Raw genomic sequence first — 13,399 nt, forward strand, 5'->3', positions numbered from 1 at the left:
GCACCATGATGCGAATACTACTGTTGCTGCTGATGACACTCCCGGGGCTGGCCATGGCGGATTCGGGCCGCATTCTTTATGTGACAGGCCAGGTCACGGTGGAGCGGGGCGGCAAGCTCTACCGCGCGGTAAAAAATGCCCGTGTGGTCGAAGGCGACACGATCAGCACCAGTGCCACCGGGCGCCTGCACATCCGCATGAGCGACCGCACATTGTTATCGCTCAAGCCGGATACGCGCTTCACTATCGAAAGCTATCGGCATGCAGCTGCGCGCAGCACCAGCACGCTCGGCAGCAGCAGTGCGAGCGAAGATCGTAGCGTTTTCGGTCTGCTCAAAGGCGGCTTTCGAGCCATCACAGGGCTGATCGGGCAACGCGACAAAAGCGCTTTCAGCGTCAACACGCCGGTCGCCACCATCGGGATTCGTGGCACATCTTTTGTTGCAGACTTGCAGGTGCCGGATAACCAGCAGGCGGTGGCTGATGACGTGCTGAATCCCCAGCGTTATGTGCAACTGGCTCAGGCCGGCGCCATGCAACCGGGTACGCTGGCACTGCCAGACGATGCCGGGCAAACCCGCCTCACCGTCGGCGTGGGCGACGGCGCAGTGATTCTGAGCAACGCCGGTGGCAGCCTGGTGCTGGAGAATGGCGAATTCGGTCAGGTCACGGCGCAAAGTCAGGCACCGCAGCGGCTGTTGCGCCCGGTCCCGGATGAGGAGCTGGAAAATGCCAGTTTTGATGACGAGGATCTTTCCTTCTCATCCGACGACGACACCCAGACCCAGCTCGGTCTGCGTACCATGCCCGGCAGCAGCGATCCTGCAGGCGGTTCCGACGCTGCGAACAACGAAGCCGAGGAAACCGTGCCGCAGGACAGTGAACCGCTGTCACGACGCAACCTGGCCTACGCCTCGGCGCTGCAGAGCCAGGGCAGCAACGCCACAGCGCTGACGTTGGCCGATCAGGCCACGCTGGTCGACAGCAACGGCGATGTTGTCGGTTTTGTCACCGGCATCGACAACAACGGCCAGGTCGAACCCGTGGTGGTTCAGCTGGATCAGGGTCAGATCGTCAATCGCGGAGCCGACCCGCAGACCGGGTTGAGCTGGGGCCGCTGGAGCGGCGAGGCCGTTTCGCTGACCAATGCCGCGGGCGAAAGCACGTCGCTGAGCACCGAACAGCTCAACCTGCACATGGTTCAATCCGACAGCAGCAACGGCAGCATCGCGGTTCCCATCACCGGCAGCCGTGAATTCACGCTGGTGGGCAACACCGACCCGACCAGCAGCACCGGCGCGACTGGTTTTCTTGGGCATGCTGCCCTGAGCGCAAACTTTGATACCCAAAGGGTCACGTCCAGCCTCAGCCTCAGCGTTGATCAGCAAAACTGGCAGGCCCAGGGGCAAGGGCAGCTCGGCGCCGGACTGGGCAGTGGTACACCAGAGCATCTGTTTGGCGGCACCTACAGCAGTGTCCGGGTTAACGGTGTGGCCGGTGGCCAGGGCCAGTTCAGCGGCTTTTTCACCGACCAGGCTGGCGCTGCCGGCCTGAGTTACGCGCTGCAGAACAATGGCGAATCCGTCCACGGCAGCGCCGCTTTTGAAGCTGCTTCACCTTAGTGTTTCAGCGCCCTGAGCGGGAGAAACCTGTGTCATGAGCATGATCAAGCATTCGATTTTTCTGTTGCTGCGACGCGCGCTCCTGTGCGCCAGCGCACTCATACTCATCAGCGCCTGTTCGCAGCAGACATCGGGCAGCGCCGAACCCCGTGCCGCCAGCCGCGATGTTCATGGCGCGGTGGTCAAAGGTCCGGTCCGTGGTGCCCGCATCGAAATCTTTGCCATTGCATTCGATGGACAGCCGGTCCTGCCCGCTGTGGCGACCGCACAGACCGATGCCAGCGGCAACTTCAGTGTCAGCGGTCTGCCGGACATCCCGCTGCTTGCGCGCAGCCGTGGCGGAAGCTTCTTCGACGAATCCGACCCCAGCGGCCAGCGCAGCATCCAGCTCGGTCCGCAGCAGGGCTTTGAAACCCTTATTCCCGCCGGAGAAACCAGCGCCACCCTGAACCCATTCACCCAGGCCCTGGTCGACAAGCTGCGCCAGCAGAGCGCTCGTGATGATGTGCCCATGGCCAGCCTCATTGCGGGCGGTCGGGCACTGTTCAGCCAAGCCTTCGGCTTCGACATTCTGACCACCGTACCGGCCAACCCGACCGCACCGGCAACCGGCAGTACAGCCGCGCAGCTCAACTACGCCATGGCCCTGGGTGGCTACGCCAATGCGGTCAACAGCATGATCACCCGGCGCGGTCTGGATCAGCCACGCTTTGCCTACATCCGCGCGCTGGCCCGCGATATCAGTGACGGCGCCCAGAACAGCCAGGCTGGTGACCAGGCCATCACGGTGGCCGACCAGACGCTGCCCGAGACCGTCATCAACCAGGAAATCCGACGCTTCCGCAACAACAATGATGCGGCGTACACCGGCGCATCGCCGTTTGAAATCGACCTGTCGGCACTGGCCGGCGATGCCGTGCAAGGCCCGGTCGTGGAATTTGATGAAGCCACCTTCAGCGCGGATGAAGGCGCGCAGAATCTGGCCGTCAGCGTCAGTATTATGCCAACGTCCAGCAATGCCATTTCGCTGCGCATCCGCGCGCTCGATGGCACCGCCACGTCTGATGACGACTTCGCCGGCATCGACCGCAGCGTGACCATCCCGGCGAACCAGGACAGCGCTCAGATCAACATCGCGTTTATCGACGACGACCGTTTTGAAGCCGACGAAACCTTCCGTCTGCTGCTGAGCGATGCGCGCGGCGCAACACTGGGCGCTGCAATCGAAATGCACGTTGTCATTGTCAATGACGACAGCGCACCGACGCCGACGCCAACACCAAGTCCCAGCCCGACACCGAGCCCCACACCAAGCCCAACGCCGACGCCAACTCCGGTGATCACACCGAGCCCGACGCCGATCGCAACACCAACACCGGTGATCACGCCCAGCCCGACGCCGTTGGTCACGCCAACGCCGACACCGGCCACGCTCAGTGTGACAACCTCAGGTTTGGTGGTTCAGAACAAATCGCAGGCCCGGGTTCAAACCATCAACCTTGCGGCCACCGACCCGGCTGCGACCTCACCACCGACTTATACGGTGCCTTCACCGAACACCTCCGGTCTGGAATTTTTCCTGCCCGAAGACGCCGTTAATCCAGCCACCAGCTTCACCCAGGCAGACATTGATAATGGTCGGGTATTGTTGATTCCTGACCCGGTGATCTTGGATAAAGCCTTTGCCGAGTCACGCTCGATTACGCTGGCCGTCTCCAGCGACAGCGGTGCAACGGCCAGCGCCGTTTTGCCCGTGGACATCGATTTCGAATCTTTCGTGGGTGATTATCACCTGATCGAGTTCGGCATGGGCCTTGAGCGACGCAATTCGGGCAGCGTGGCAGCGCCCGACTATTTCGGCGCTATCCGTACCTACAACGCGCTGATTGACAGTCGCCTCGACCTGGTTGATGGCGATCTGTTTTGGGACCGAGCCGAAGATCCACAGTTCCAGTTCTACGCTGTCACTGTCAGCGAATCTGAAGATCCGCCAAACTCTGTCGACGTGTCGGGTGATCGCTACGGGTTGTTTTTCTCCAACGAAGCGACGCCAACCGGATTCATTACTGGCCAAGAGATTGGCCAGGGACAAATGGACTTCCAGGCCGACTTTGACGAAGAGGTCATCGAACCCTTTGCCAAACGCGAGCTGCCTTACACCATCCGCTCATTGCCGTTGGGTGCCCGGGGGTATATGAGCAGCGTGCGCAGTGCGAAAGAAACCTACTCAACCGCACAAGGCAGTCTCTACGCCCCGGATTTGCAGTCGCATAAGCAGCACGTGGTCACCCGAGTCATGCTGCAAAAATCCAGCACGGCGGATTTTTTTCCGCTCAATGGCGACTACGCATTCGCCGGCATTCATCTGGAACTTGGTGCCGATAGTGACAGCTTAGGGCGGCGTTACGCCGGCACAACGTTGTTGGAAACCACGATCAACGACAACGTAGCCAGGGTGCTGGAAGAGTCCAACACGGTTATCTGGCGCAACTACACCGGTGGGCAAGGATCACCATCCACCACAACCGTCAGCTGTGATCCACTGAGCGCCCCGTGCGAGGAACTGACCTTCGCAATCACCTCCAACGGTGGCGTGGAACTCAGCGATGCTTCGGCGACGCCGCTGCGTTACGGCGCGATCGACGAAAACCACAGCCTGATCGCTCTGGTTGGCCACAGCCTGGAGCTGAATCCACTGGGCGGCGTCAAGCAGGCGAGCGCAAAAGCCTCCGCTGTGGGCAGCTTCACCTTGTCTTTCAATGAATCCTCCAGGCATGAGATCAGTATCGGCGTGCGTCGTTTTAGCGGCGATAGCACGGCGCTTGAGTCGCAGCTCGAGGGGCGCCGTTTTCGCATCACCGGCCTGGAATATGCAGCCGCGCAAGGCGCAACGGCGGAAGCCATTGGCGAGATGCGCCATGGCGAGTTGATCTTCAGCACCGGTGGTACGGTGCAACTGGTGGCCAGCGCTGAAACCACCCCCGCAGTTCTGTGCCCCTCGATACCAGCCGGACCGCTGCCTGTAGCCACGACGGTCGTACGTCGTGATGCTGAACTGGCGGCACTCGAACAGCCTGCCGCGATTTCCGAGCACTGTGATGCGTCCGACAGCAACTCGGCAGCACATTATGAAGGTCTGGACTCGACCGTGGTCTTTGGAGACAAGGGGCGCGTGTCATTCAGCCTTGGCTACCACAGCTACAGCGGATTCGTGTCGGACGATGCTCGCAGTCTGGTCCTACAAGCCCACTACGATGGATTGTCAATTGGCAATCACTTGTCCGGCGCGGCTTCAGAATCCAGCGTGGCGCTGTTCATCGGAACACGCGACATTGGCTTTAACCTCAATGATTTGCCGCCGCAACGCGATGCCGATAACAGCTGCGGTGGTTCTATTCCAATCTCCGACAGCACCAAACGCCTGTTGCGAAACGGCGGCCCGGCCGAATCTCAGGAAAACATTATCGTTGCACCTGGCAGCACCATCGCCATGGAGTCTTGCTTCGAACACCTGGATCTTGATCTTGGCACCGTGACACCGATCAAGAAGGCCGCTGGCAGCTACCCAAGCGACACCAGTGCAGGCTGGCAAAGCACCATTCCCGGTGACATGTTTGCCGATCCAAACGCCGACCAGACGTCCTGGGAAGCGCCCACAAGCAACAGTGGACGCAGCTTCCTCAACGCCATCGCGAAGAACCCTGTGTTTCAGAGTGTGCTATCCACCATCGTCGCCTTTGGCGCCGACTGCGACAGCGACGGCGAGTTGGACGACATCGAAGATGGTGATATCGGCAGCTGCCTCTAAGCCGACGGGAGGTTAAGGCTAAAAGCTGCCGTCCTGGCGAACGCGGTACCAACCCTGGGCATCCGTGCGGCCCAGGGCCTTCATCTGATTGGCCACGGATGCTGGGGTGTCGAGCTTGGGCTTAAGCTGGATATCGACCGCGTACGCCCGCTCGGCGGACAGCTCGGCTTTGCCCTGAATGCTGACTTTTGCCGAATCGCTGTCGCTGAGGGTTGCAACCACAGCGTCTTCTGGTGTGCTCAGCGCAATGCGATAGTCGCCCAGAGCGACCGGCTGCCCCAGTTTCCACTGGGTCTGAGTCAGGTAAGCCAGACCTTCAACACGCTCAGGCGCCATATCGACCACGCGGAGCTCGTCGAGGTTGAGGCGGATGACCGCATCCACCGGCAAGTAGGGCAGCTTGAGAGGTTTCTGCAACGCACTAAGTGGGGCCGCAGCCTGAATCTCACGCGCCACGATGGTATTGCCGAACAGGCTGCGCGCGACACGGGCCGTGAGCCAGGCATTGTCTTCGTCCAGATCGCGGCTGTGCATCGACACCTCCAGATCGGCGCTTACACGGCCCAACAGCAAGCTCCCCGGATGCAACACCCAACGAACGTCATCGGCGCCGACGCCCTGCGCACGAACATAGCCGGCGTGACCGTCGAGCAAGGTGCCATCGAGTTCGTACAATTCGACGCCGGCCGAATCCGGCAGCACCCGAGGTAAAATCTTGTTAACCGGTGCCTGCGTCACCAGGCCAAGCAGCACACCCACGAAAAGGGCAACAACTATCTTCCAGGTCATGCGCCACCTCGTACCAGCGTCAGACGGGCCTTGACCGTACCTGCGATATCATCGCGATCCAGACTGCCATCACTGAGCACGATACCCAATTGGTTCTGCAGCTGATCCATCCAACGCAGCAATTGCTCGAACGGCACACCCTCTATCCACACACGCACGCTGGTTTGCCCCTCAGGTTGAATACGCTTGATCTTGTCGCCCAACCCGTTGCGCTTGCTGCTGCTGTCCACATCCGACAACAGCGAGCGCCCGGAGCTTTGCGGTGCGCCCGCATTCTGGCCGCCCAGCTGCGCCACTTGCTGACGGGTGCTCTGCATAAAGCTGACCAGATCACGCGCATCGGCCAGGTCGTTGTGCAAACGTGCAGCTTTCTGGCTGAGCGGATCCCAGACCAGTAGGAAATACATCATCAGCGCGAACACCACGCCGCCAGCACTGACGATCCACCGCTCACGCGGGGCCAGATTATCGAACCATTCACGCATCAGGCCTGATCCACCTTGAGTCGAATTTGAACGCCGTCGGTACCGGCCTGGGCAGATTGGACATCCAGCGCCAGACTGCTGATTTTTGCGAATTCGGCGCGCAGCTTTTCCAGCGCCTGAAGATCACTACCGGACAACGAGATGTACAACGCGCTGTCGCGAAACTGCACGCCGTCGACCTTGAGTTCGGACACGCTGGCCAGCGCCGCTGAGGAACGGCTGAGCAAGCTCAGAAAAACATCCTCGGAACCACCGGATATCAGACGTTCAAGTTGCTGTTCAGCCTGCACTCGCAGATCCACAATACGGGTGATTTGCGGGAAAGCCTGGCTGAATTCATCCTGCGCGCGATCCTGCAGGGCCTCGTACTCACGTTGCTTCTGGTGATTGTTCACGGCCAGTGCAAGCGTGCTGACCAGCACCCAGGATGCCGCCAGAGCAGCCGGCCAGCGCGCAGCTTGCAGCCACTTTTCAGTGGCACGGCGCGGTGCAAAGGCGCCCTGCAAAAGATTGATGCGCAGTGCCGGATCGGCGAACTGACTATACGCATCCAGAGGCTGCGCCAGGGGCAGGCTGCGCCCAATGGTGTAGTCATCCGGCAGCGCGGTTTTTTCGCCTTGCAACAAAAACAGAGCCGGCGCTTCAGCCCCTGTGGGCAACACGCTGGTGAGCAAACTCAGTGGAGCAACGTAGCCAGCAGCCTTGCCGCTGCGCACCAGACAGCGCTGACCATCGATGTGCAGCGTCACCAGCGCCTCGTCGTAGGGCAGGGCGAGAACATCCGGCATCAGCACGTCAGGCTGAATGCCCGCCTCATTGAAGGGCGCAAGCCAGTTCTGCATCTGCTCGATCGACACCACTGCGACCGGCGTGCTGCCATCGGCCTGACGCGGGCCGGGAGCAAAATGCAGCGCATCAACGTCCTCGGCCAGCTGCTCCTCAAGCGCGAAAGGAATCGCCTGCAGCAAACGGCTGGCCTGACGCACAGGCAATTCAACCTGAGTCAGGGTCATGCGCTCGGCCGGGGCCAGCACGATCACCCGGGCGCCACCAACCTCACCCAGCACCTCGTCAAGCGGCCCACTGCCATCACGGCTGGGCTGAGTCGCACCGGTCTCCCAGCGTCGCCAGACGCAAGGCTGTTCCGGCACAGCGGGGAGGTGAATCAACAGGGTTTCGCGCACGCGCTAAGTCCAGTAAACAAAGGGGAATATTCTAGAGCCTGACACCCACAAGACCAACCATCGCAAGGTTTGGCTCACAGGGTATTACGGCTGTGCGCAATCGGGCGGGTGCGCGCGCCTTCCAGGCGCTCAAGCAAACTGACATAGCTGAGCCTTACGTTGCCAATCATGGCGGCCGCTTCTGCCTGGAAGTAATGGGTTTTTACCGTGATGTCCTCAGTGGTCATGCTGATGCCGGCGATCAGTTCGTCGGTGATGAACTGCTCATCCGTCTCCCACGGCACCTCCTCACGCTTGTTCATAAGCCCTTCAACCACACCCGGATTCATGTTCTCGTTGAGGCTCATCAACACCGGCGCTGTCGCCGTGTTCACGTTGATCTTGTGATCACCTGGATGAACCGTCACATGCGGCTGCAGCGCAGCATAAATTTTGGGCGTGACCCCGTTGACCAGCAGCAACTCACTGACGCTGGCCATCGGCCGGTTGGGCGTTCGATAGGGGCGGTCCTTGGACAGGTAAAGGCTGTCCTCGGCACCTGACGGAAAACCCGGCTCGGTATCCTGATCCATCCAGTCCACGATCGCGATGGCCAGTTCTTCGGCCGTGCCGCTTTTCAGACCCTCAACGTTCTGCAGCAACCTGATCAATTGCTGCTTGCGCGGCTCAACCACGACACCATCGCCGCTCACCACTGATAACAGATTGAAACGGCCCTGCAGGTCCACCAATCGGCCGGACAGGGCGCCTTCATCGACCGGCAGGAAGTCGACCGGCTGCGCCCAGGCCTCGCCCAGATAATCGAACTGATTGTCTTCAAGATCACGATCGAGCAGCGTGCCGGCCCATTGTTCCATGCCGACCAGATACCACCAGGCCTGATCCTGATGAATCATGTTGGCGCTGCGGTGCACCGCCAGATTCTGGCTGACCATCAGGGCTGCGGCCACGGTGCTGGCAAAAGCCACCACCATCACTGCCGTAATCAATGCCACCCCGCGTTGTGCTCTCATGCTTCTACACCGGTGGCAAAGATGAATTCCAGCTCACCCAGACGCTTGGACTCGATACGCAACTCCACCGCACGTGGTGGCGGCAGATCCTGGGGCAGGGTGCCGGCCAACTGGGCCGGCGGCCAGTCTTCAACCCACGTGTCATCACTGTTGAGGAAACGCCATTCCAGGGTTTCGATATCTTCTAAAATGGTTGTTCGCAACGGCTTTTCCGACTGCGCCCGATCCAGCCCCAACCAGCTCTGGCGGATCAAGGAACCGTCGGTATCGAGAAACCAGGCCACCCGCTCAAGGGTGGAGCGCGGCTGTCCCAGCGGATTGCGCCGCCCACCATGGGTCAATTCCAGACGGCCTTCCTCAGGCTCGTGCAGGGCCGGTTGAACGTCGCCGAACTCGTCGCGCACCGGGCGCTCTCGCACCTGCGTTAGATCCAGGCGCAGACGGTGAGTGGCGAGCTGCCAGTTCTGCAACCGTTCGTAGCTGACATCCAGCCCCTCGCGGGTCGTAATCAGCGCGCTGACCCCGCCATAGGCCATCACGCTCATCATGGCGAAGATGGCCAGCGCGGCCACCAGTTCAAGCAGGGTAAAGCCACGTGCGTGCATGCTCATGGACCGGCACTCACACCCTGATTTTCACCCTGTTGCTGCTGGCGTTGGGCCTGGGCCTGTTGCGCCGCGCCCTTGGGTATGGGCTGGGCAAAGAAACCGGACAGTTTGGCCAGCCAGGCATCATCGTCATCCGCATCGGCCAGGCGCACCCGGATGGTCACGCGGCGCAGGCGTTCGTCGGGTGTTTCTTCAACTTCGCGCTCCCACTGCCACTCGCGCTGAGCCATTTCGATTTTGCCGTTGCTGCGCCCCTCGGGTACCCACGTGCGATCAAGCTGCACCTTGACCATCTGATTGTTGGCCACCCAGCCCGCCAGCGTGCGGTCCTGCAAATAAACCGCATTGCGACCGTAAAACGCAGCGGCATTCATGATGCCGCCCAGCGTAAGCGCTAACACCACCAGCGCAGCGAGCACTTCAATGAGGGTGAAACCGCGCTCAGCTTTCACGCAGCACCAGATCGTCAGGGTCGACTTTTTCCAGCGCGATTTCGCCGAGCAGATTGCCACTGATCAGGAATACAAAATCCAGATCCGGCGCGCCCAGCTCAATGGCAAAGGGGGTCATCTCACCGCTGGACAGAATCATCACCTGGGGCAGCAGTTGATCGTCATCGGTTTCGATCGGCAGATCATCAACACGCACGGTCATTTTGAGCGGTGCCTCAATACGCCGCGGGCGCAGCGGCGTACGTTCGCCGTATTCCGCCCAGCCGTTGTCGGACAAGGCCACAAACCGATAACCCTCGTCGGTTTTGAGCCAGCCCAGCTCCAGGCCGGTGAGCCCGGCCTCATCGCGGGCCAGACGCAGGATTTCACTCAAACGCCGAGCCTCCTCCTGCACCTTGTCGTCCAGCGCGCGGCCAGACAGGCTCAAGGTGGCGAAACCGAGGATGACACCGATGATGAACACCACCACGAGGATTTCGATCAGGGTAAAGCCCTGTTGCCATCGCCGTAGCTGCGGCATGCCGGTCAGCCTCAGGAGTTGGCGTCGTCGGTCCAGTTGCCGATATCTGCAGCGGTTTCGCTACCGCCGGGGCGGCCATCCGAACCATAAGAGAAGATATCGATCTCGGATTTCACACCCGGATTGAGGAACTGATATTCATTGCCCCAGGGATCTTTGGGCATGGCCTTGATGTAACCACCACGCTTCCAGTTAGGCGCGGGCGGATCACCGCTGGGCTTTTGCACCAGCGCTTCCAGGCCCTGCTGGGTGCTGGGGTAGTTGAAGTTATCCAGACGGTAGAGTTCCAGCGCGCTTTCCAGCACGCGGATATCCTGCTTGGCTTTGGTTACGCGTGCTTCGTCGGGGCGGTCCATAATGCGCGGCACAACCGCCGCGGCCAGGATCGCGAGTATGACCACGACGACCATGATTTCGATCAGCGTAAAGCCCTGAGAACGGGAAGGAAGCATCGGTTTTGTTCGCATATAAGAAGCCATGAGCCTAATGATAATCGATCGCTGGTTCGAAGACCGCCGCGCGGCGCTGGCGTGTATGACCACCGCGCTACTCATTGGTGCCCTGAGCCTCGGCGGTGAGAGCCTCACTGAGCTTTTGCGCTATGACCGCAGCGCGATCTTTGCCGGACAGTGGTGGCGCGCACTCAGCGGTCATCTGGTGCATGCCAGTGTGGGCCATACATTGCTGAACGTCGCTGGACTGGTACTTATCGCGCTGCTGTTCCCAGAGCCGCTGCCGCTGTGGCGCTGGGCCTGGCGCTTGCTGATTCTGAGCCTTGGCATCAGCGCATTGATGCTATGGCGCCTGCCTGAGCTGGGCTGGTATGTCGGACTCTCCGGGACCTTGCATGGCTTGTTCGTGCTCGGCTTCTGGTGGTTGTTTCGTCAGGGTGACAAGCTTGCGCCCCTCCTTTTGATAGTGCTCATCGGCAAATTAGTGTGGGAGCATTTCAACGGTCCGATCACCAGCAACGAGGCGCTGGTCGGCGTTCCGGTACTGGTGGAAGCGCACAGTTATGGCGCATTGTGCGCCGTGATCTATCTCGCGCTGGCCCGGTTGGGGGCGCGCCTGAGCGCGCCACGTACGAACACAGGAGACATTTGATTTGAGCGCATACGCTTTCGTTTTTCCCGGTCAGGGCTCACAAAGCCTGGGCATGCTGGATACCTGGGCTGAGGCCAGCCCGGTGGTTCGCGACACCCTGCAGGAGGCCAACGATGCCATCGGCTTTGATCTTGCCGGGCTGGTTGCCAGCGGGCCGCAGGAGGAACTCAATCGCACAGCCAACACGCAACCGGCCATGCTCATGGCTGATGTTGCGATCTGGCGCGCCTGGCAGGCGGCCGGAGCCCCACAGCCAGCCGTGATGGCCGGGCACAGCTTGGGCGAATACGCCGCGCTGGTCGCAGCCGATGTCCTCGATTTCGCCGACGCCATGCGTCTGGTGCAAAAGCGCGGCAGCTGGATGCAGCAGGCGGTCCCCGAAGGCGAGGGCGGCATGGCTGCCGTGGTCGGACTGGATGATGCTGCCGTGATCAGCCTGTGCCAGACCCATGCTGGCGAGGATGTGCTGGAGGCGGTCAATTTCAATGCCCCTGGCCAGGTCGTGGTGGCCGGCCATCAACGCGCCGTGCAGCGTCTGCTCGACAACGCCAAGGCGGCCGGAGCGCGCATGGCCAAGGCCTTGCCGGTCAGCGTCCCGGCTCACAGCGCACTGATGGCGCCCGTGCGTGACCAGCTTCAGCAAGCCCTGGGCGAGCTGAGCCTGCGCGCAGCGAAAATCCCGGTCCTGCACAACGTGAATGCGAAGTTGGCAGACAACACCAACGTGAGCCCGCTGATTGCACAGCAGGTATGCGCCCCGGTGCGCTGGGTCGACACCTTACTGAGCATGTCCAACGACTACAGCATCACCCATGGTCTGGAGTGTGGCCCCGGGCAGGTGCTGTGCGGGCTGGCCAAACGCACCATCAAACACATACCGTTCGACAGCTTGGCGCAACCCGCGCAGCTCGAACGCTGGATTACAGCAGAGGACAACGTATGAGCAGCTTGAGCGGCAAGACTGCCCTGGTCACCGGCGCCAGCCGCGGCATCGGCCAGGCCATTGCGGAGCGTCTGGCCCATCAGGGCGCCGTCGTTATTGGCACCGCAACCAGCGACGCCGGCGCGAAGGCCATCGCAACCCACCTTCAGGCGATCAACCCGGCCTGCACAGGACATGCGCTCAACGTCACCGACGCTGATGCCTGCAAGGCGCTGATCGATGAGCTCGGCAGCCCCGACATCCTGATCAACAATGCCGCCATCACCCGCGACACGCTGCTACTGCGGATGAAAGATGCCGATTTTGATGATGTCATTGCCACCAACCTGGCCTCGGTTGCGCGCATGAGCCGCCTGGTCCTCAAGGGCATGATGAAAAAGCGCTGGGGACGCATCATCAGCATCAGCTCGGTGGTCGGATTCTCCGGCAATCCGGGGCAGACCAATTACGCCGCGGCCAAGGCAGGGGTGGTCGGGTTTTCCAAGGCACTGGCGCGTGAAGTCGCCTCGCGCAACATCACGGTCAATCTTGTTGCCCCGGGCTTTATCGACACCGACATGACCAAATCGCTGCCTGACGACGTCAAAACCGGCCTGCTTGAACAGATCCCGCTGGGGCGGCTGGGCGCCGCCGCTGACGTGGCCGCTGCGGTGAGCTTTTTAGCCAGCGATGACGCCGCGTATGTCACCGGACAAACCCTGCATGTCAATGGTGGCATGCTGATGCCCTGAGTGGGGTAAAATCCAGGCTTAGACTGGAATCCGAATCACCGATCCCAGGCTGTGCTGGCCAGACCATATCGATGCTGGCAGGGCAGGGGGCAATTCACTAGAATGTCGCGCGCAGTCCGAAAGGCTGCGCTACTACCAAG

General features: G+C 61.0%; 13 protein-coding genes. 5 read left to right on the forward strand and 8 right to left on the reverse strand.

Translation table 11 applies throughout. The features are described 5' to 3' along the window. Positions 1–5: 5 nt before the first annotated feature. Positions 6–1,622, forward strand: a complete 1,617-nt coding sequence (locus ATO7_RS13235; protein ID WP_083562442.1) for a FecR family protein — start codon at positions 6–8, stop codon at positions 1,620–1,622. A gap of 34 nt (positions 1,623–1,656) precedes the next feature. Next, entirely contained in the window at positions 1,657–5,430 is a 3,774-nt protein-coding gene (locus ATO7_RS13240; RefSeq protein ID WP_083562444.1) for a Calx-beta domain-containing protein, read from the forward strand. Between the two features lie 18 nt (positions 5,431–5,448). Here the strand turns inward: ATO7_RS13240 and ATO7_RS13245 are convergent, their stop codons facing one another. From ATO7_RS13245 to gspG, 8 genes are all read right to left on the reverse strand, one after another. Next, on the reverse strand, positions 5,449–6,219 hold the full coding sequence (locus ATO7_RS13245; protein ID WP_083562446.1) for a type II secretion system protein N: 771 nt from the start codon (positions 6,217–6,219) through the stop codon (positions 5,449–5,451). Then, positions 6,216–6,704 (reverse strand): type II secretion system protein GspM, encoded by a 489-nt coding sequence (gene gspM, locus ATO7_RS13250; protein ID WP_083562448.1) that lies wholly within the window; start codon positions 6,702–6,704, stop codon positions 6,216–6,218. The genes ATO7_RS13245 and gspM overlap by 4 nt, the downstream gene beginning before the upstream one ends. Beyond that, a complete protein-coding gene (gene gspL / locus ATO7_RS13255) occupies positions 6,704–7,888 on the reverse strand; it encodes a type II secretion system protein GspL (RefSeq protein WP_083562450.1) in 1,185 nt (394 codons plus the stop codon). Before gspL ends, gspM begins: the two co-directional genes overlap by 1 nt. 74 nt (positions 7,889–7,962) lie before the next feature. Next, positions 7,963–8,901 (reverse strand): type II secretion system minor pseudopilin GspK, encoded by a 939-nt coding sequence (gene gspK / locus ATO7_RS13260; protein WP_083562452.1) that lies wholly within the window; start codon positions 8,899–8,901, stop codon positions 7,963–7,965. After that, positions 8,898–9,512 carry a type II secretion system minor pseudopilin GspJ gene (gene gspJ / locus ATO7_RS13265; protein WP_083562454.1) on the reverse strand — a complete coding sequence of 205 codons (615 nt, stop codon included), beginning with the start codon at positions 9,510–9,512 and terminating at the stop codon, positions 8,898–8,900. Before gspJ ends, gspK begins: the two co-directional genes overlap by 4 nt. Continuing rightward, positions 9,509–9,961 carry a type II secretion system minor pseudopilin GspI gene (gene gspI, locus ATO7_RS13270; RefSeq protein WP_083562456.1) on the reverse strand — a complete coding sequence of 151 codons (453 nt, stop codon included), beginning with the start codon at positions 9,959–9,961 and terminating at the stop codon, positions 9,509–9,511. Before gspI ends, gspJ begins: the two co-directional genes overlap by 4 nt. Next, a complete protein-coding gene (gene gspH / locus ATO7_RS13275; RefSeq protein ID WP_083562458.1) occupies positions 9,951–10,481 on the reverse strand; it encodes a type II secretion system minor pseudopilin GspH in 531 nt (176 codons plus the stop codon). The genes gspI and gspH overlap by 11 nt, the downstream gene beginning before the upstream one ends. Before the next feature lie 11 nt (positions 10,482–10,492). Then, positions 10,493–10,933: a type II secretion system major pseudopilin GspG gene (gspG, locus tag ATO7_RS13280; RefSeq protein WP_146680349.1), complete on the reverse strand. Its 441-nt coding sequence runs from the start codon at positions 10,931–10,933 to the stop codon at positions 10,493–10,495. Between the two features lie 25 nt (positions 10,934–10,958). On the opposite strand from gspG, the gene rrtA reads away from it, so the two are divergent. The 3 genes from rrtA to fabG are packed head-to-tail and all read left to right on the forward strand — an operon-like array spanning position 10,959 to position 13,259. Further along, complete coding sequence (gene rrtA / locus ATO7_RS13285) at positions 10,959–11,585, forward strand: rhombosortase (protein ID WP_083562460.1); 627 nt, start codon at positions 10,959–10,961, stop codon at positions 11,583–11,585. Position 11,586: 1 nt separating this feature from the next. After that, positions 11,587–12,528 (forward strand): ACP S-malonyltransferase, encoded by a 942-nt coding sequence (gene fabD, locus ATO7_RS13290; protein ID WP_240499477.1) that lies wholly within the window; start codon positions 11,587–11,589, stop codon positions 12,526–12,528. Beyond that, positions 12,525–13,259 carry a 3-oxoacyl-ACP reductase FabG gene (gene fabG / locus ATO7_RS13295; RefSeq protein ID WP_083562462.1) on the forward strand — a complete coding sequence of 245 codons (735 nt, stop codon included), beginning with the start codon at positions 12,525–12,527 and terminating at the stop codon, positions 13,257–13,259. Before fabD ends, fabG begins: the two co-directional genes overlap by 4 nt. Positions 13,260–13,399: the final 140 nt, after the last annotated feature.

This window comes from Oceanococcus atlanticus (assembly GCF_002088235.1).
GTDB classification, from domain to species: domain Bacteria; phylum Pseudomonadota; class Gammaproteobacteria; order Nevskiales; family Oceanococcaceae; genus Oceanococcus; species Oceanococcus atlanticus.

Coding starts and splice junctions, on each gene's coding strand:
- gspJ (WP_083562454.1), bottom strand. CDS start 9,512: ATGAGCATGCACGCACGTGGCTTTACCCTGCTTGAACTGGTGGCCGCG.
- ATO7_RS13235 (WP_083562442.1), top strand. CDS start 6: ATGATGCGAATACTACTGTTGCTGCTGATGACACTCCCGGGGCTGGCC.
- fabG (WP_083562462.1), top strand. CDS start 12,525: ATGAGCAGCTTGAGCGGCAAGACTGCCCTGGTCACCGGCGCCAGCCGC.
- gspK (WP_083562452.1), bottom strand. CDS start 8,901: ATGAGAGCACAACGCGGGGTGGCATTGATTACGGCAGTGATGGTGGTG.
- ATO7_RS13245 (WP_083562446.1), bottom strand. CDS start 6,219: ATGACCTGGAAGATAGTTGTTGCCCTTTTCGTGGGTGTGCTGCTTGGC.
- gspG (WP_146680349.1), bottom strand. CDS start 10,933: ATGCTTCCTTCCCGTTCTCAGGGCTTTACGCTGATCGAAATCATGGTC.
- gspM (WP_083562448.1), bottom strand. CDS start 6,704: ATGCGTGAATGGTTCGATAATCTGGCCCCGCGTGAGCGGTGGATCGTC.
- rrtA (WP_083562460.1), top strand. CDS start 10,959: ATGAGCCTAATGATAATCGATCGCTGGTTCGAAGACCGCCGCGCGGCG.
- ATO7_RS13240 (WP_083562444.1), top strand. CDS start 1,657: ATGAGCATGATCAAGCATTCGATTTTTCTGTTGCTGCGACGCGCGCTC.
- gspH (WP_083562458.1), bottom strand. CDS start 10,481: ATGCCGCAGCTACGGCGATGGCAACAGGGCTTTACCCTGATCGAAATC.